At 72.0% G+C, this 18,839-nt stretch carries 11 protein-coding genes; 1 reads left to right on the forward strand and 10 read right to left on the reverse strand.

Features of this window, described 5'->3' with window-relative positions; translation table 11 throughout:
- Positions 1 to 362: 362 nt before the first annotated feature.
- Entirely contained in the window at positions 363 to 2,684 is a 2,322-nt protein-coding gene (locus tag J2S46_RS05975; RefSeq protein WP_191294542.1) for an ATP-binding protein, read from the forward strand.
- A gap of 423 nt (positions 2,685 to 3,107) precedes the next feature.
- On the opposite strand, the gene J2S46_RS05980 is transcribed toward J2S46_RS05975, so the two are convergent.
- The 10 genes from J2S46_RS05980 to J2S46_RS06025 form a co-directional block, all read right to left on the reverse strand.
- Entirely contained in the window at positions 3,108 to 5,615 is a 2,508-nt protein-coding gene (locus J2S46_RS05980; RefSeq protein WP_191294543.1) for a ricin-type beta-trefoil lectin domain protein, read from the reverse strand.
- 604 nt (positions 5,616 to 6,219) lie between these two features.
- The gene (locus J2S46_RS05985) at positions 6,220 to 6,384 is read right to left on the reverse strand and encodes a hypothetical protein (RefSeq protein ID WP_191294544.1); all 165 of its coding nucleotides are present in this window, start codon (positions 6,382 to 6,384) and stop codon (positions 6,220 to 6,222) included.
- Positions 6,381 to 7,055 carry a response regulator gene (locus tag J2S46_RS05990; RefSeq protein WP_191294545.1) on the reverse strand — a complete coding sequence of 225 codons (675 nt, stop codon included), beginning with the start codon at positions 7,053 to 7,055 and terminating at the stop codon, positions 6,381 to 6,383. The genes J2S46_RS05985 and J2S46_RS05990 overlap by 4 nt, the downstream gene beginning before the upstream one ends.
- The gene (locus J2S46_RS05995) at positions 7,052 to 9,631 is read right to left on the reverse strand and encodes an ATP-binding protein (RefSeq protein WP_191294546.1); all 2,580 of its coding nucleotides are present in this window, start codon (positions 9,629 to 9,631) and stop codon (positions 7,052 to 7,054) included. The genes J2S46_RS05990 and J2S46_RS05995 overlap by 4 nt, the downstream gene beginning before the upstream one ends.
- A 169-nt stretch (positions 9,632 to 9,800) precedes the next feature.
- The gene (locus J2S46_RS06000) at positions 9,801 to 10,448 is read right to left on the reverse strand and encodes a potassium-transporting ATPase subunit C (protein ID WP_191294547.1); all 648 of its coding nucleotides are present in this window, start codon (positions 10,446 to 10,448) and stop codon (positions 9,801 to 9,803) included.
- 19 nt (positions 10,449 to 10,467) lie between these two features.
- The gene (kdpB, locus tag J2S46_RS06005) at positions 10,468 to 12,579 is read right to left on the reverse strand and encodes a potassium-transporting ATPase subunit KdpB (protein WP_191294548.1); all 2,112 of its coding nucleotides are present in this window, start codon (positions 12,577 to 12,579) and stop codon (positions 10,468 to 10,470) included.
- Positions 12,579 to 14,240, reverse strand: a complete 1,662-nt coding sequence (gene kdpA, locus J2S46_RS06010) for a potassium-transporting ATPase subunit KdpA (RefSeq protein ID WP_191294549.1) — start codon at positions 14,238 to 14,240, stop codon at positions 12,579 to 12,581. The genes kdpB and kdpA overlap by 1 nt, the downstream gene beginning before the upstream one ends.
- Before the next feature lie 2 nt (positions 14,241 to 14,242).
- Positions 14,243 to 14,332: a K(+)-transporting ATPase subunit F gene (gene kdpF / locus J2S46_RS06015; protein ID WP_191294550.1), complete on the reverse strand. Its 90-nt coding sequence runs from the start codon at positions 14,330 to 14,332 to the stop codon at positions 14,243 to 14,245.
- 333 nt (positions 14,333 to 14,665) lie between these two features.
- The gene (locus tag J2S46_RS06020; protein ID WP_307352728.1) at positions 14,666 to 16,651 is read right to left on the reverse strand and encodes an APC family permease; all 1,986 of its coding nucleotides are present in this window, start codon (positions 16,649 to 16,651) and stop codon (positions 14,666 to 14,668) included.
- A 275-nt stretch (positions 16,652 to 16,926) separates the two neighbouring features.
- Positions 16,927 to 18,795 carry an APC family permease gene (locus J2S46_RS06025; protein WP_191294302.1) on the reverse strand — a complete coding sequence of 623 codons (1,869 nt, stop codon included), beginning with the start codon at positions 18,793 to 18,795 and terminating at the stop codon, positions 16,927 to 16,929.
- Positions 18,796 to 18,839 lie beyond the last annotated feature (44 nt).

Consider the following 18,839-nt stretch of genomic DNA (forward strand, 5'->3'; position numbering starts at 1 on the left):
GCTGCTCCCTTCCCCCGGACGGACCGGCTCCCACCGGTGCTCCTGGGTGTCGACCTGCTGCCTCGACGCGCCCCTGCTCGTCCGGGGCGGCCCAACGGGCCGGCTCTGCCGGCGCTGCCCGCGCAGGCCCGCGGGGGTCGCCTGCGGGACGCGTCCGGGACGCCCCGGTGGCCGTTGTCGCCGGCCCCGGGGTGTGCGAGCGTTCTTCGGGCTCCACCCTCTCCTCCGCGGCCACCCGCGGACCAGGCAGTTCGGAGGCAGCTTGGCGGGCAGAACGGCCGCCGGCCGCCGGTGCACGGGCGGGACAGCACCGTCGCGGCAGTGCGATGATCTTCACCGGGGTCGAGGATCAGGGGTGGCCGGTGGAGCGACGGACTTTCGGCGGGTTGCTGCGCGCCGCGCGCGAGCAGGCGCAGTTGACGCTGGAGGGCCTCGCCGCGGCGTCCGGTGTCAGTGTGCGGGCGATCGGCGACATGGAACGCGGGCGCAGCCTCCCCCGGCGCAGCACCCTCAACGAACTGCTGGACGCCTTGGCGCTCGACGAGGGCGAGCGCCGCGCGCTGGCGGCCGCCGCCCGGCCCGAGAGTCCCCGGCCGGCCCGGCAGGTCCCCCGGCAACTGCCGCCGGACCTGCGGACGTTCCGTGGTCGGACGGACGCGCTGGCGGCTGTCCGCCGGCTCACCGACGGGATCGGCGAACGGTCGGGACACGCGCTGGTCGCCGCGGTGGGCGGGATGGCCGGGGTCGGCAAGACCAGCCTGGCCGTCCACTGGGCGCACCAGGTCGCCGACCGGTTCCCGGACGGACAGCTCTACGTGAACCTGCGCGGCTTCGACCCCTCGGGCACCGCGGTCGATCCGGGCGAGGCGCTCGCCGGGTTCCTCGCCGCGCTCGGGGTCCCCGGCGGGTCGGTGCCCGACGGGACGGAGCAGCGCGCCGCGCTGTTCCGGGCGCGGCTCGCGGGGCTGCGCATGATCGTGCTGCTCGACAACGCCCGGGACTCCCAGCAGGTGCGGCAGTTGCTGCCGCACGCTCCCGGTTGCCTCACCGTCGTCACCTCCCGCACCCACCTGACGGCGCTCGCGGCCGCCGACGAGGCCCACCTCGTCGACCTCGACCTGTGGACGGACGCCGAGGCCCTGGACGCCCTCGCCGCCCGGATCGGCCCCGAGCGGGTGGCGGCCGAGCCGGCCGGCGCCGCCGCGCTGGTGGCCCTCTGCGGGCGCCTGCCGCTGGCGGTGGCCATCACCGCCGCCCACCTCGCCGCCCAGCCCGCCCTGGCCCTGGGCGTCGCCGCCGACGAACTGGCGCGCTCCCGTTCGCGGTTGGACGTCCTGAGCACGGACGACCCGCACACGGACGTCCGCGCCGCCTTCTCCTGGTCGTACGAGGCGCTCGAACCGGCGGCCGCCAGGTTCTTCCGGCACCTGACCGTCCTCCCCGGCCCGGCGTTCTCGGCCGAGTCGGCGGCCTCGACGGCCGGCGAGCCGATGGCGACGGCCCGCCGGCTGCTGCGGCTTCTGTCCAGCGCCAGCCTCCTCGCCCGGGGCGCCGGCGGCCACTTCGTCCTGCACGACCTGGTCCGGGAGCACGGCCGCGACCTGCTCGACCGGGAGCGGGACGACCGGTTCGCCGCGGAACTGCGCCTGCTCGACTACCTCCGGCACAACGCCCGCGGCGCGGTCCGGGCCCTGGAGACCCGTCCCGTCCTGGAGTTGGAGCAGCCTCCGACGCCCGGCGTCGTCCTCGTCCCCTTCGACAGCCGGGAACAGGCCAACGCCTGGTTCGAGCAGGAGGTGCGCACCGTGCTCGCCGCGCTGCGCAGGACCGACGACCCCCGGCTGCTGCACTTCCGGCTGGAGCTCGCCCGCGACTGCATGCCCTACTTCTCCGCCCAGGGGCAGTGGGCGAACGAGATCGCGATGCAGCGGCTGGGTCTGGACGCCGCGCTCCTGCTCGACGACCCGGCCGGCGTCGGTTCCGCCGCGGCCGCCCTGGCCCGCGCCCTCGCCGAGACCGGGCAGGGCGAGGAGGCCGACTGGCTGCTCGGCCTGGTCGGGCACCAACTCGACCGGCTCCCGCCGCTCGGCCGGGCGGACGCCCTGCGCTCCATCGGCTGGGTCCGTGGCCGGCAGCAGCGGTACGAGGAGGCGCTGGACCACGCCCGCAGGGCGCTGGACGTCTACCGGACCTTGTCGAGCCCCAACCTCGTCGCCCGTGAACTCAACGCCGTGGGCTGGTACCTGGCCCTGCTGGGACGGCACCGGGAGGCGGTGGCCTCCTGCCGGGAGGCCCTGCCGCTGCTCCAGGAGACCGGCAACCGCTTCAGTGAGGCCGCGACCCGGGACAGTATCGGCTACGCGCTCTACCACCTGGGCGAACTGCACGAAGCCGTAGGTCACTTCGAGATCTCCCTGGCGCTCTACGAAGAGGTGCTGGACCGGTACAACCAGGCCGAGGTGCTCGACCATCTGGCGCTGGCCCAGAGGGACTTGGGCGATGCCCGAGCAGCACGCGAGAGCTGGCAGCGGGCCGCCGACCTGCTCGGCGCGATCGGGAACCCCCGGGCCGCCGAGATGCGGTCCCACGCCCTCGCCCTCGCCGGCCAGGAGACCGCGGGCGGGGCGGCGACCGGGACGGCGACCGAGCAGGCGGCGGACGGAAGCCCGCAGCGAACCCCGTGAGGTCGCCCCTCCCCTGACGGACTGTGGTCATCCCAGTTGGCGATCTTGAAGCGATCCGGCGTGAACTCACCAAGGTTCGCGCGGAGCGCGGCGCACTACGGCAGGACCTCGGTGATCCGAGGGCACGACTCCGGCGTGCCGGGTCGGAACGGGCCTTCGGCCGGCGGTGGATCTGCTCGACGAGCGGTACAACCGCCTGCGACGCCGGAACCCCGAGGGCTCCGGCGAAGGTCCTGACGTCTGTGGGGGCGGCTTCACGCCCTGACCGCCGGCTCGTCGCCGCACGGCTCACGTCCCGCGTCCCGAGGGCCCGGTCCGCGACAGCAGGGCCACCGCGTCCGAGCCGGCCGGCCGGGCCTGTCCGCCGTTCCTTCCGGACCGACGGACAGGCGCGGTGGCGACGGCTCCGGCCGTGCGGACCGCCTACCGGCTCCACCGCTGACGCGGGTCACTTCGTTCGCAGTGCGAGATGGTCAGCTGGGTGCCGGCGGGGATCGCGAAGTCGGCGTCCCCGGGCTTCGTCCTGGTCGGCACGTGCAGGCAGCGCCCGGAGAGCGGGTTGTACAGGGTGCCGACCTGGGCGATCCACTCCTGGTTCGAGCCGCCGTGGCAGTCCCACAGCACCACCTTGGAGCCGTCGCCGGCTCCTCCACGGTAGACGTCCAGGCACTTGCCGTTGACGCGGACCGTGCCGTCGGTGCCGACGGTCCATCGCTGGGCGGCGCTGCCGTCGCAGGCCCAGGTGCGGACCACGGTCCCTTCGGGGCCGGTGGGTCCGTTGCCGTCCAGGCAGCCCACCACCTCGTTGCCCCAGTCGGTGTTCCTGACGGGTCCGGTGGTGGCGGCGGCGGGCGGGCCGGCCGGGGTGACCGACAGGTTGTCGAACTGGTCGTCGCGGTAGCCGTCGCCGCCCAGGCCGACCATCCCGGTGCTGAGGGCGGTGTCGGTGGCCGAGCCGACGGTGACGTCGTCGACGGCGGCGGTGAGGGTCGGACCGTCGGCGGTCAGTGCCAGGTGGTGCCAGGTACCGGTGCCGAGAGCGGGAACGCGGCCGCTCTTCAGGACGGTGGTGTTGCCGTCAGCGGCCGTGCCGTCGTCCTCCCTGCTGGAGCGGACGATGGACCAGGCGCCGGTGTCGGACACCTCCAGGTAGTAGGCGTCGAACAGGGACGGGTGCCAGCCCTGGACACCGGTGCGGGCCATCAGCTGCACGGCTCCGGGATGCTGGAGCAGGGTGTCGGCGGCGACGGTGTAGTTGGTCCAGCCGAGGTCGCCGCCCATGGTGTAGGGGTGGTCGACGTCGTGGCGGTCGTCCCAGGGGATCGGCGTGGCCGGTGCCCGCTGGGTGAGGCAGCGGCCGGTGCGGCCGCCGGCGCAGGCGGTGGCCTCGAAGGCGCCCTGCTGCTGGGCGAGGTAGCGGGGTTGCTGGTCGACCGGGGTGCTGTCGAAGTCGTCGGCGTACGGCAAGCGGACGGCGCCCGGCCTGGGGCCGGTGGCCGTGCCCCTCCCCTGGCCCGCGGTGGTGGTCAGCGAGTAGATGTGGCCGGGCCGGACCGTCAGGGCGTAGGAGCCGTTCACGGGGGTGATGTCGGGCTGGCGGGAGAGGCTGGTGGCGGAGTTCGAGTCGTTGACGTCGGTGGCCCACACATGGACGGGGCCGGCGGACAGGCCGTTCGAGACGTCTATCCTGACCGTCCGGGCGGTGGTGGCCGTGGTCGTCTCGATGATCGTGGAGTAGTCGGCGTCGTTCGGCGACTTGAGCGTCACGAAGGTGCCGTTGCTCTCGACGCCGCCCAGGTAGCCGGAACCCTTGTCCAGGAACTTCCAGCCGGGCGAGACGAACTGGGTGATCTGCGCGGTCGCCCAGGCGCTCTTGCCGACGGTGTAGGTTCCCGACGCCGGCTGGTTGGCCAGCACCAGGCCGACCGTGTTGTACGGCTGGCTGGGGTAGACGGCGGCCACCGCCGGCCAGTTCAGGTGAGCGGTCAGCCTGCCGTCGACGTACCCGCGGGTGAAGGTGCGGATCAGCGGGGCCGCACCGGAGAAGAGGTCCTGCGATCCGTTCTCGCCCGCCCACATGGCCTTGCCCGTCGCCCGGGCGGTCGCGTCGGTGGGGCAGGTGAGGGCCGTGCCGCCGTTTCCGCCCTCGCAGGGGTAATGGGCGCTGATGACCGAGACGGCCTTGGCGAACCCGGGATCGCCGGCCACGTCGGTGGCGACCTTCCAGGCACCCGCCCCCCAGTCGTCCGACACCACGGTCTGCACCTTGTCGTAGCCGGCCGCGTCCAGGGCGGTGCGCAGCTGCTTGAACCAGCCCACGTTGTAGGCGTTCTCGTTCCAGCCGCCGATGTAGTCCACGGCCAGTCCGTGCTGCCTGGCGCAGCCCAGCCAGCTCGTCAGGTAGTCGATCATGTCGGTGGTCCAGAACTCACCGCCGCCGACCCAGCCGGGCGCTCCCCAGCTGAGGGCGGCGAGCTTGACGGCGGGATTGCGGGCCTTGGCCTGCTCCATCAGCCACCACTCGTACCCGGTGTTGCAGTTGACGGTGGTGGGGGTGCGCATGTGGCTGGACTCGGAGCCGTCGGTGGAGTTGGTGTCACCGCCGGCCTCGACCTTGAGGATCTGCAGGTTCGCGCCGTAGCCGGGCTTGAACAGGTAGTCCAGGATCTGCTGTTGCTGGGCGGCGGGGTAGTCGGTCAGCAGGCGGGTGTTGCCGCCCCCGCCGCTGAGGGCGCCGATGCCGTCGAAGGTCCGCCCGGGGCTGGAGCCGTCGGCGGCGACGACGGTGGGCGCGGGCGCGCTGTCCACGGCGGCGGCCGGTTGGGGGGAGACAGCGGCAAGGGGGCCGATGGCCAGCGCGAAGGCGGCGGCCAGCGCGCCGGCCGTTCTGCGGGGGACTTGCGCGAAGGGCTGCCTGCCGGCGTGGGGCATGTGAGGTCCTTGGGGGGTGGGTTCGCGGGTGGATTCGCGGGTGGGCTGCTCTCTCGCCGGCCTTGCGGTGGGCCGTTGCCTGCGGGTGCGGCGGCGACAGGCGGCGGGTCGTGATCCGAGCGCGAGGGGTGGGCGCGGTGGGTGGTCTCTCGCCGAGGGGCTCCACACCGGCGGGGACTGAACCAGTCGGCCCAGAATCCAACAAATGTGAAACCCTTGGGTCACATAGAACAGCGGTCCTGTCGAACAGTCAACATGCCACTCCCGAGTTTCGCCCTGCCACCGGACCGACGCGTTCGGCCGGCACGACCGGCTCGCCAACTCCCAGCACCCCGTGCACCAGCGCACCCATCGGGGGCTGCCACGAGGTGACGCCCCCGGGCCGGCACCGACCGGGGGGCAGTCTGCCGCCCCGGGGTATCCGGAGCGACCACCGACACAACAGAAAGCATCAGATACAAACAGATGTGTTGTGTCCCGACTCCCTACCGCACAGGAACCCCCGGAGCACATCGCCACCCTCGCCCCCCCGGGCACGTCCGGCCCGCGCGGCGGTACGTCGTCCGGCGGGCATCGGCGGCCGCCGGCCTGGCTTCGGAGGTGCTCAGGGGGCGCCGTCCAGGCGGGCGACGGCCTGGGTCCTGTCGAGGAAGCCCTGCTCGTCGGCGGTGGCGTGGGCCGGGTCGCTGAGGTAGCGGCTCTCGTCGGCGTCGATCGCCGTGGGCCACGGCGCGGGCGCGGCCCACGGCGATCGCGCCCGGGTGTTCATGGTTGGTACCGGTAGCCGATCCCGGGCTCCGTGATCAGGTGCCGGGGGCGGGCCGGCTCGGGTTCGAGTTTGCGGCGCAGGCCGGCCAGGTGGACCCGCAGGTAGTTGCCGCGCTCCTCCTGGGCGGGGCCCCAGATCTCGCGCAGGATCTGCCGGCCGGGCACCAGCCGGCCGGGGCTGGCCACCAGGATCGTGAGGATCCTCCACTCGGTCGGGGTGAGGCGTACGGGCCCGTCGGGGCCGGTCACGGTGGCCGCCGCGACGTCGATCTCGTGCCCGCCGATCACGGCCCGGGTGGGCGCCGGCTCTCCCGGGGGGCGACGCAGCACCGCCCGGAGGCGGGCCATCAGTTCCTCCATGACGAAGGGTTTGGTCAGGTAGTCGTCGGCGCCGGCGTCGAGGGCCCTGATCTTCTCGGCGGGGTTGTCGCGCCCGGAGACGACGATGATCGGCACGGCGCTCCAGGCGCGCAGGCCGCGGATGACGTCCATGCCGTCGAGGTCGGGCAGGCCGAGGTCGAGCAGGACCGCACCCGGCAGGTCGTGACCCGCGAGGTCGAGGGCCTGGGCACCGGTGGCGGCTGTGAAGACGGAGTAGTGCCGGGCGTGGAGATTGATCTTCAGGGCCCGCAGGAGCCGGGGTTCGTCGTCGACGATGAGGATGTAGTTCACACCGTCACCTCGTCGGGATCGCCGGGCTCGGGCCCGGACCCGGCGGCGGGCAGGGTGAGCAGCATGGTGGTACCTCCGCCGGGGGTGTCCTCGACGTCGAGGGTGCCGCCCATGGCTTCGGCGAGGCCGCGGGAGAGGGCGAGGCCGAGGCCGACGCCGGTGGTGTTGTCGGTGTCGCCGAGGCGCTGGAAGGGCAGGAAGACCCGGTCCCGGTCCTCGGGTGCGATGCCCGGGCCGCGGTCGACCACCCGGACCTCCACCCGCCCCGCGTGGTGGCTCGCGGCGACCAGGACGGGCGCGCCCGGGGCGTTGTGGCGCAGGGCGTTGGTGATGACGTTGGCCAGGACGCGCTCCAGCAGCGGCGGGTCGGCGAGGACGGGTGGGGCGGTGTCGAGGTCGAGCGACTGGACGGGCGCGTCGGGGTCGGAGAGCGAGTCGATGGCGCGGGGCAGCACCTCGTCCAGGTGGGTGGGCGCCAGGTGCAGGGTGAGCGCACCGGCCTGGAGCCGGCTCATGTCGAGCAGGTTGTCGACCAGCCGGGTGAGTTTGACCAGGGATTCGTCGGCGAGGTCGAGGAGTTCGTTCTGGTCCTCCGGGGAGAACTCGACGTCGGGGCTGCGCAGCGAGCCGATCGAGGCGAGGGCGGCGGCGAGTGGGGTGCGCAGGTCGTGGCTGACGGCGGCGAGCAGGGCGGTGCGCATCCGGTCGGCGGCCTTGATGGGTTCGACCTCGGCGGCTGCGGTGGCGAGCCGGTCGCGTTCCAGCGCGGCGGCGACGTGGGCGGCGAACGCGGTCAGCACGCGTTGGTCCGCGGCGGGCAGCCGGCGCCCGGCCAGGATGAGCAACGCGTCTTCTCCGACCGGGACTTCGGTGATCTCACGGTCGGGCGCCGGATCGCCCGTCGCGTCTCCCCCGGACTCAGTCCGGGGGGACCCCCATCGGGCCAGCACCTCGCCGCCGGTGCGGTCCAGGAGGGCGACGGAGTCCATGCCGAAGGCGGTCCGGGACTTCTCCAGCAGGGCGGGCAGGGCGTCGGCGCCGCGCAGCACGCTGCCGGCGAGGGTGGAGAGGGTCTCGGCCTCGGCGGTCGCGCGCGCGGCGCGGCTGGTGAGCCTGGAGGCGTGGTCGACGACGGTGGAGACGGTCAGGGCGACGGCGGCGAAGACGGCCAGCGCGATGACGTTGTTGGTCTCGGCGATGGTGAAGGTGTGGACGGGCGGGATGAAGTAGTAGTTGAGCAGCAGCGAGGCGACCAGGGAGGCCATCAGCGCGGAGGTGGCGCCGCCGAGCAACGCTACCGCTACGACGCCGAGTTGGAAGATCAGCGCGACGGTCGTGAGGTTCAGGCCGTTCACCTGCGAGAGGACGGCTGTCAGCAGTACGGGCAGCACCAGGCCGGCGGCGTAGCCGGCGACGGTACGCCGCTTGGAGTGGCGGCGGCCCAGGGACGGCAGGCGCCCTCGTCCGGTGAACTCGTGGGTGACCATGTGGACGTCGATGTCCTCGGAGCCGTCCACGGTGGTCTCGCCGATGCCGGGGCCGGTGAGGAAGCGGCTGATCCGGCCGCGCCGGCTGGTGCCGAGCACCAGTTGGGTGGCGTCGTGGGCACGCGCGAAGGTGAGCAGCGAGTCGGGGATGTCGTCGCCGACCACGACGTGGTAGCTGCCGCCCAGCGATTCGACGAGCTGCCGCTGTTCGGCGAGGTTGCCGGGGGAGGCACCGGCCAGGCCGTCGCTGCGGGTGATGTGCACGGCGAGCAGGTCTCCGCCGGCGGTGCGGTCGGCGATGCGGGCGGCGCGGCGGATCAGCGTCTCGCCCTCGGGGCCGCCGGTGAGGGCGACCACGACCCGCTCCCGCGTCTCCCAGACCCGGTCGATGTTGTGGCTGGCGCGGTAGTCGCGCAGGCCCTCGTCGACCCGGCCGGCGACCCAGAGCAGGGCGAGTTCACGCAGGGCGGTGAGGTTCCCGACCCGGAAGTAGTGGGAGAGCGCGGCGTCCACCTTCTCCGCCTTGTAGACGTTGCCGTGGGCCATCCGGCGGCGCAGCGCCTGCGGTGCCATGTCGACGAGTTCGATCTGGTCCGCCCGGCGGACCACCTCGTCGGGTACGGTCTCGCGCTGCGGGATGCCGGTGATCTTCTGCACGACGTCGTTGAGGGATTCGAGGTGCTGGATGTTGACGGTGGTGACGACGTCGATGCCGGCGGCCAGCAGCTCCTCGACGTCCTGCCAGCGCTTGGCGTTGCGCCCCCCGGGGATGTTGGTGTGGGCGAGTTCGTCCACCAGTGCCACCGAGGGCTTGCGGGCGAGGATCGCGTCGGTGTCCATCTCGGTGAACTCGGTGTCCCGGTAGGTGCGGGTCAGCCGCGGGACGACGTCCAGGCCTTGGAGCATGTTCTCGGTGTGCCGGCGGCCGTGGCACTCGATGTAGCCGACCACCACGTCGGCCCCGCGTTCCTGTCTGCGGCGGGCCTCGTCGAGCATCCGGTACGTCTTGCCGACTCCGGGCGCCGAACCGAGGTAGACCCTCAGCCTGCCGCGGCGGGTGAGGGTGCCTGGCGTGAGGTCGCGGGGCATGCGCGCTGCTCTTTCCTACGAGGGCGGCCTTGGGACGATCTGTACGAGCAGCACCGGTGCGGTGCGGACTGTTCCTCCGGGCGGAACGCGTGTGCGGGTGGCCGGCCCGGGTACGAGGCGTGCTCTTCGTACCCGGGCCGGCCTGCTTACTCCGTCAGCGGATGTGGCATCAGTTCTGCTCGCTGACAGCCCTGTTGAGCAGGACGACGTTGACGCCCTCCGCGCCGAGGAAGCCGAGCGAGCGGCCCTCGGTGTACTTGGTGACCAACGCGTTCAGCTTGTCCGCGGGCAGGTTGCGGGCCTTGGCGACCCGGGCGACCTGCTCCTTGGCGTAGGCGACGGAGATCTGCGGGTCGAGACTCGACCCGGAGGCGGTGAGCGCGTCCGGCGGGACGCTGGCCGGGTCCACTCCGTCGAAGGCGGCGACGGCGGCCCGGCGCTCCTCGACGGCCTTCAGCAGGTCCTCGCTGTCGGGGCCGAGGTTGGAGGCCCCGGAGCTCTTCGGGTCGTAGGCGTAGGCGGAGGGCCGGGGCTGGAACCACTTGGGGTCCGGAACCGGCGCCTCGTCCGGCTCGGCACCCGTTGTTGAATCGGAAGGGTCCGTCTTCGGGAGGTTGTAGTTCTGGCCGAGCAGGCTGGAGCCGATCTCCTTGCCCTGGGAGCTGACGATCGAGCCGTTGGCCTTGTCGCTGAAGGCGACCTGGCTGATGCCGGTGACCAGCAGTGGGTAGGCGAGACCGAGGACGACGGTCATCACCAGCAGCATCCGCAGCGCGGTGAAGTGGGTGCGGACGGAGGTGGGCAGTGGCTTGGGCATGATTGCTGTTTCCTCCGTTTCAGCTCAGGCCGGGGACGAACTGGACAATGAGGTCGATGGCTTTGATGCCGACGAACGGCACCACGAGTCCGCCGAGGCCGTAGATCCCGAGGTTGCGGCGCAGGAGGGATCCGGCGTCGGACGGGCGGTACTTGACGCCGCGCAGGGCGAGCGGGATCAGGCCGATGATGACCAGGGCGTTGAAGACGATCGCCGAGGTGATGGCGGACGTGGGGCTGTGCAGGCCCATGATGTTCAGGTGCCGCAGGCCCGGGTACACGCCGGCGAACATCGCCGGGATGATCGCGAAGTACTTCGCGACGTCGTTGGCGATCGAGAAGGTCGTCAACGCCCCTCGGGTGATGAGGAGTTGCTTGCCGATCTCGACGATCTCGATCAGTTTGGTGGGATTGGAGTCCAGGTCCACCATGTTGCCGGCCTCCTTGGCCGCCATGGTGCCGGTGTTCATCGCCACGCCGACGTCGGCCTGGGCGAGGGCCGGGGCGTCGTTGGTGCCGTCGCCGGTCATCGCGACCAGCTTGCCGCCCTCCTGCTCCTTCTTGATCAGGGCCATCTTGTCCTCGGGGGTGGCCTCGGCGAGGAAGTCGTCCACGCCGGCCTCGTCCGCGATCGCCTTGGCGGTCAGCGGGTTGTCGCCCGTGATCATGACGGTGCGGATGCCCATCCGGCGGAGCTCGTCGAAGCGCTCCTTCATGCCCTCCTTGACGACGTCCTTGAGGTGGATGACGCCCAGGGCACGCGGCGTGCCGTTCCCCGTCCGCGATGCCACCAGCAGCGGCGTGCCGCCGGCGGCGGAGATCCCGTCGACCAGCTCCGCGACGTCGCTCCCGACGGTGCCGCCCTGCCCGGTGACCCAGTTGGTGACCGAGCCGGCCGCGCCCTTGCGCACCGACTGCACCACCCCGCCCTCGTCCAGGTCGACACCCGACATCCGGGTCTGCGCGGTGAACGGCACCCAGGTGGCGTGCTCCAACTCACCCTGGGCACGGGCCCGCAGGCCGTACCCGGTCTTGGCGAGCACCACGACCGAGCGTCCCTCGGGCGTCTCGTCCGCGAGGCTGGACAGCTGCGCGGCGTCCGCCAGCTCCTCGACGGTGACCCCGGCGGCCGGCCGGAACTCGGCGGCCTGCCGGTTGCCGAGGGTGATGGTGCCGGTCTTGTCGAGCAGCAGGGTGTTGACGTCCCCGGCGGCCTCGACGGCGCGACCGGACATCGCGAGGACGTTGCGCTGCACCAGCCGGTCCATGCCGGCGATGCCGATCGCGGAGAGCAGCGCGCCGATGGTGGTGGGGATGAGCGCCACGATGAGGGCGACCAGGACGACCATGGGCTGCGGGGCGCCGGCGTAGGTCGCCATCGGCTGCAGGGTCACGACCGCGATCAGGAACACGATCGTGAGCGAGGCCAGCAGGATGTTGAGCGCGATCTCGTTCGGCGTCTTCTGCCGGGCGGCGCCCTCGACCAGGGCGATCATCCGGTCGATGAAGGACTTGCCGGGCTCGGCGGCGATCTTCACCACGATCCGGTCGGACAGCACCTTGGTGCCGCCGGTCACGGCCGAGCGGTCGCCGCCCGACTCGCGGATCACGGGGGCGGACTCGCCGGTGATCGCCGACTCGTCCACCGAGGCGACACCCTCGACGACGTCGCCGTCGCCGGGGACGGTCTGCCCGGCCTCGACCACCACGTGGTCACCGAGCCGCAGGGCCGTTCCCGCCACCTCCTCCTCGGCCTGCGAGGCGGGCCAGTCGACGAGCCGGCGGGCCGTCGCCTCGGTCTTCGCCCGGCGCAGCGTCTCCGCCTGGGCCTTGCCGCGGCCCTCGGCCACGGCCTCGGCCAGGTTGGCGAAGATCGTGGTCAGCCAGAGCCACACGGTGATCGCCCAGGCGAACACGCTCGGCTCGGCGACGGCGGAGACGGTGGTGACCACCGAGCCGACCTCGACCACGAACATGACCGGGTTCTTGTACATGACGCGCGGGTCGAGCTTCTTCACCGCGTCGGGGAGTGCGGCGACGAGCAGTTTCGGGTCGAGGAGACCGCTGGCGACTCTGTGGGGCGCCTGGGCCCCGGTCGTGTCAGCCGGTGCTGGGGTGAGAGTGGACGACATCAGTGCAGACCTTCCGCGATCGGCCCGAGAGCCAGGGCCGGGAAGTAGGTGAGGCCGACGACGATCAGGACGACGCCCGACAGCAGGCCCACGAACAGCGGCTTGTGGGTGGGCAGGGTGCCCGGGGTGGCGGGAACCGGCTGCTGCCGGGCGAGCGAGCCGGCCAGCGCCAGCACGAACACCATCGGCAGGAAGCGGCCGAACACCATGGCGAGGCCCAGTGCGGTGTCGTACCAGTCAGTGCTGACGGTGATGCCGGCGAACGCCGACCCGTTGTTGTTGGCGGCCGAGGTGAAGGCGTACAGCACCTCGGAGAAGCCGTGCGGACCGGAGTTCAGCATCCCGGCCCGCTCGCCGGGCAGCGCCGTCGCGATGCCCGCGCCGATCAGCACGATGCTCGGGGTGGTGAGGATGTAGAGGGACGCGAACTTCATCTCGCGGCCGCCGAGCTTCTTGCCGAGGTACTCGGGGGTGCGGCCGACCATCAGACCGGCCACGAAGACCGCGACGATCGCCAGGATCAGCATCCCGTACAGGCCGGAGCCGGTACCGCCGGGCGCGATCTCGCCGAGCATCATGTTGAAGATCGTCAGGCCACCGCCGAACGGTGTGAACGAGTCGTGGAAGGAGTTCACCGCGCCGGTGGAGGTCAGCGTCGTCGAGGCCGCGAAGAGGCCGGAGGCCGCGATGCCGAACCGCTGCTCCTTGCCCTCCGTCGCCGCGCCCGCCGCGTTCAGGGCGGTGCCGCCGTGCTGCGCCTCGGCGAAGGTGATCAGCGCCGCGGAGGCGACCCAGAACAGGCCCATCACGGCGACGATCGCGTAGCCCTGGCGGTTGTCGCCGACCATCCGGCCGAAGGCCCGGGGCAGCGCGAACGGGATCACCAGCAGCAGGAAGATCTCCAGCACGTTGGTGAAGCCGGTCGGGTTCTCGAACGGGTGCGCGGAGTTGGCGTTGTAGAAGCCGCCGCCGTTGGTGCCCAGCTCCTTGATGACCTCCTGGGAGGCCACCGGGCCGCCCGGGATCGACTGCGGGTCGCCGGCGAGCGTCGCCACCTCGTGGAAGCCGTGGAAGTTCTGCACCACGCCGTTCGCCACCAGGACCAGGGCGAAGACGATCGCCAGCGGCAGCAGCAGGCGCAGCACGATCCGGGTCAGGTCGACCCAGAAGTTGCCGACCCGGTCGGTGCGGTTGCGGGTGAAGCCCCGGATCAGGGCCGCCACGACGGCGATGCCGACGGCGGCGGAGACGAAGTTCTGCACCGCCAGGCCGGCCATCTGCACCAGGTGGCCCATCGCGGACTCGCCGCTGTAGGACTGCCAGTTGGTGTTGGTGACGAAGGAGATCGCGGTGTTCCAGGCCTGGTGGCCGGGCATCTGCGGGACGCCGAGGTTCAGCAGCAGGAAGGTCTGGAGGCGGATCAGGCCGTAGAGGAAGAGGATCGAGACGGCCGAGAAGGCCAGGACCGAGCGGAGGTAGACCGGCCAGCGCTGGTCGGCGTCACCGTCGACGCCTATGAGGCGGTAGATGCCGCGCTCGGCCTTGAGGTGCTTGGCGGTGGTGAGGAGTCCGGCGATGTGGTCGCCGAGGGGGCGGTAGCACAGGGCCAGCGCGCCGACGAGGGCGAGAGCTTGCAGCCAGCCCGCGAGTGTGGAGCTCATGATCAGAACTTCTCCGGGTGGATCAACGCCAGGACGAGGTAGCCGACGAGCGCGGCGGCGACGAGGAGACCTGCGATGTTCTCGGCGCTCACAGCTTCTCCACCCCTCGCGCGATCAGGGCGATGACGGCGAACACGGCGACCGTGACACCGACGAAGATGAGATCGGACATGGGCTCCACCCAAGGGTTCAGGGGCCTGGCCGTACCGGTCCGAAGGCCGGCGACGGCGCCGGCGGCAGGCCGGCAAGAGCAGCGAAGCAGCCGGTCAGGCCGCCGGGCGCCGTCCTGACGAGCTCCATACGGGCACCCCCGCGACATTGACGAGTCCTTGATGCCGGCGTCACACACCGGAGACCTGAGATGCCCGGAAATGGTCGGGCCCCGGGCAGCGGAGGAGCTGCCCGGGGCCCGTGATCGAGGAGCGTCAGACCTTCTCGGACTCCGGGACGGCCTTCGTCCTGACCGGCTCGCCACGGCGGACCGCACCCGGGGCGCGGCGGGCCGGGCGGTCGGCCCTGGGGGCCGAGGAGAGCTGCCAGGGCACGCTGATCACCATCACACCCGCCGTGAACAGCAGGCGGCTCTTCAGCCAGAGCGCGGACTGGTTGTGCAGCAGGTGCTCCCACCAGTGGCCGACCACGTACTCCGGGATGAACACGGCGACGGCGTCACGCGGGTTGCCCTGCCGGACGCCGCGGACGTACCCGACGACCGGCTTGGTGATCTCGCGGTACGGCGAGTCCAGCACCTTCAGGGGTACTTGGATGCCGGACTCGTCCCACTGAGCCCGCAGCTCGTCGGTGGAGTCCTGCTCGACCGCGACCGTGACGGCCTCCAGGGTGTCCGGACGGAACGCCTCGGCGTAGCCGATCGCCCGCAGGGTGGGCTTGTGCAGCTTGGAGACCAGCACGATGCCGTGCACCCGGGACGGCCGGGCCGACTCGGCCTGCGGGTCCTCGACGGCCAGTTCCTCGGCGACGGTGTCGTAGTGCCGGCGGATGCCGCGCATCATCAGCCAGAGCACGACCGCGGCCACCACCGCCAGCCAGGCGCCCTGGGTGAACTTGGTCAGCAGCACGATCACCAGCACCAGCGCGGTGGTGACCGCGCCCAGGCCGTTGATGATCCGCGAGCGCTGCGCGGCGCCGCGCACCTGGGCGTCGGTCTCGGTGGCCAGCGCCCGGTTCCAGTGCCGGACCATACCGATCTGGGACAGCGTGAAGGAGGTGAAGACGCCGAGGATGTAGAGGTGGATCAGGCTGGTGACGTCCGCCTTGTAGAGCCAGAGCAGGCCGCCGGCCACCACCGCGAGGGCGATGATGCCGTTGGAGAAGGCCAGCCGGTCGCCGCGGGTGTGCATCTGCCGGGGCAGGTAGCGGTGCTCGGCCAGGATCGAGGCCAGCAGCGGGAACCCGTTGAAGGCGGTGTTCGCCGCCAGGATCAGCACCAGCGCGGTCGCCGCCTGGATCAGGTAGAAGAGGAGGCTGTCGCTGCCACCGAAGACGGAGGCCGCCAGCTGGGCGATCACGGTCTGCTGGGTGTAGGCCGAGCAGTCCCCCGCGATGCCGGTGAGCTGACAGGCGTCGTCGACGTAGTGCACCTTGGCGATCAGGGCGAGCGCGGTGACGCCGACGAACATCACCACCGCGGTGATGCCCATGACGGCCATGGTGGTCGCGGCGTTGCGCGACTTGGGCGCCCGGAAGGCGGGCACGCCGTTGGATATCGCCTCCACGCCGGTCAGCGCCGTACAGCCGGAGGCGAAGGCCCGCAGGCCGAGCAGCAGCAGGCCGAGACCGGCCAGGGCGTCCTTGCCGTGCTCCGGCTCGACCCCGAACGCCGCGCTCTCGGCGACCGGCGCGTCCCCGAACACCACCCGGACCAGGCCGGTGGCGATCATCAGCAGCATGGCCCCGATGAACAGGTACGTCGGCGCGGCGAACGCGTTGCCGGACTCCCGGACACCTCGCAGGTTCATCGCCGTCAGCAGGGCCACGAAGCCGACGGCGAGCAGGACGCGGTGGTCCGCGAGGCTCGGCAGCGCCGAAATGATGTTGTCCACCCCCGAGGCCACCGACACCGCGACGGTCATCACGTAGTCGACCAGCAGCGAGGCCGCCACCACGAGCCCGGAATTGGCCCCGAGGTTGCGTGACACCACCTCGTACGAGCCGCCACCGCTCGGGTAGGCGTGGACGACCTGACGGTAGGAGGCCACCACGACCACCATCAGCGCCACCACACCCGCGGCGACCCACGGGGTCAGGTACAGGAAGGCGGTGCCGCCGACGGTGAGCACCAGCAGGATCTCCTGGGTGGCGTAGGCCACCGAGGAGAGCGGGTCGGACGCGAAGATCGGCAGCGCCAGTCGCTTCGGGAGCAGGGTCTCGCCCAGTTCCTCGCTGCGCATGGCCCTGCCGATGACAAGGCGCTTCAGCGCCTGGGGCAGATTGAACACACGGGCGAGCGTATGCGGCTGCGACGTTGGGGCAATGGGCCCGAATTCGGCCCGCCGAACCTTCGAGGACCTCTCCGAGCTGACCGTTTCCGCAGGTCAGAGAAGTCCGGCACGGCCGAGGGGGCGGGCTGCCCGGGGGCGTTGAGGGTGCCGTTAAGAGATCGTCAAGATATGCCTGCCATATCGGACATACAAGCCATTTCAGCCCATCGGTCGGATCGGTCCGTCTACATCCTCATCCGCAGCCGGCACACCACCGCGTCGGTGTGCCGCCGCAGCGCCCGGTCGATCACGGCGCCGCGCCGGTTCTGCAGCGCGCGCTGCCACAGCTGGACGGGCTCGACCTCGGGGATCAGCACGGTGACCCGGTCGTAGGCGTGCTCGGCGGCGAGTTCGTTGACGAAGGCGGCGATCGGCGGCCCGAGCCGGCGGTGCGCGTCGGCCACCTCCACCAGGGCGACGCCCGGCCGCCACAGCTCCCAGTCGCGGCGCAGCGCCTCGGCGGCCTGCTGGTCCTCGGCGTCGGGCGCGGTGTGCACGACCGTGACGGCGAGCACCTCGTCGCCGAGCGAGACCGCGGCGCTCAGTGCGTCCCGGGTCAGGCGGGTGATCGCGGTGACGGGTACGACGACCAGGGAACGCTGCCGCTCGACCGCGCCCGGTACCCGGCCCAGCTCCAGCCGGGCGCCGATCCGGGCATAGGTGCGGTGGATCAGTTCGAGGAGCAGGACGAGCAGGGGCAGCGCGAGGCAGATGCCCCAGGCGCCCTCGGTGAACTTGGTGCCGGTGACGACGATCGTCGCGACCCCGGTGAGCAGGGCGCCGAAGCCGTTGAGCAGCGCCTTGCCCTGCCAGCGCGGGCCACGCTCCCGGTTCCAGTGCCTGACCATGCCCACCTGGCAGATCGTGAAGCCGACGAAGACACCGATCGCGAAGAGCGGGACCAGGCTGTTGACGTCCCCGCCGGAGGCGACCAGCAGCGCGGCGGACACGATCGAGAGGAAGAGCACGCCGTGGCGGTGCACCTGGCGGTCGGCGCGCAGCGCGAAGACGTGCGGCAGGTGATTGTCCCGGGCCAGCAGGCGCAGCAGGACGGGCAGGCCGCCGAAGGAGGTGTTGGCCGCCAGCCCGAGCAGGACCACGGTGGCGAACTGCACCAGGTAGAAGCCGAACCCGTGGCCGAGAGAGGCGTCCGCCAGTTGAGCGAGGACGGTGACCCCCTCCACCGGCCGGAGGTGGAAGCGGCCGATCAGGACGGCCAGGCCGATCAGCATCACGCCGAGCAGGCCGCCGAGCGCGACCTCGGTGTGCCGGGCGCGCTTCACGCGCGGCGTCCGGAAGGACGGGACGGCGTTCGCGACGGCCTCCACGCCGGTCAGCGCCGAGCAACCGGCGGCGAACGCCTTGAGCAGCAGCAGCACGCCGACCGCGGTGGCGTTGCCGGCCGGCGCCGAGGCATGACCGGCGGCGGCCCCGGTGGAGGCGGGCGCGTCCCGGAACAGGCCGACGACGATGATCGCCATGATCGAGAGGACGAAGACGGCCGTCGGTGCCATGAACCAGCGCGCGGACTCCGCGATCCCCCGCAGATTGACGGCGGTGACCACGGCGAGAACCGCCAGGCAGAGCCAGACCCGCTGCTCGTACAGGCCGGGGAAGGCGGAGGTCAGGGCGGCGACCCCGGCCGTGACGGACACCGCGACGTTCAGGATGTAGTCGATCACCAGGGAGGCGGCGGCCGTCAGGGCCGTCCGTCTGCCCAGGTGGGCCTTGGCGACGGCGTAGGACCCGCCGCCGTCCGGGAAGGCCGCGATGACCTGCCGGTACGAGGCGACCAGGACGGCCAGCAGCACGGCGATCGAGACGGTGACCGGCAGGGTGAAGCCGAGCCCGTGGCCGCCGGCCGCGGCGAGCACCAGCACGATCGACTCGGGCCCGTAGGCCACCGAGGCCATCGCGTCCAGCGACAGTGCGGCGAGGCCCCCCAGGGCGCTGAGCTTGTCCCGGCCCTCGCCCGCAGCGCCGGTGTCAGGGGGCTCGGCCTCGCCGGCGTCCAGGGCCGGCGCGGGTTGCCGCCCCTTGGTGGTACCGAACATGGGTGGGACCTCCGTCGATCGGGATGTGGTCCGATCCTGGCCGG

Origin of the sequence: Kitasatospora herbaricolor (genome assembly GCF_030813695.1) — a bacterium.
Lineage (GTDB): Bacteria > Actinomycetota > Actinomycetes > Streptomycetales > Streptomycetaceae > Kitasatospora > Kitasatospora herbaricolor.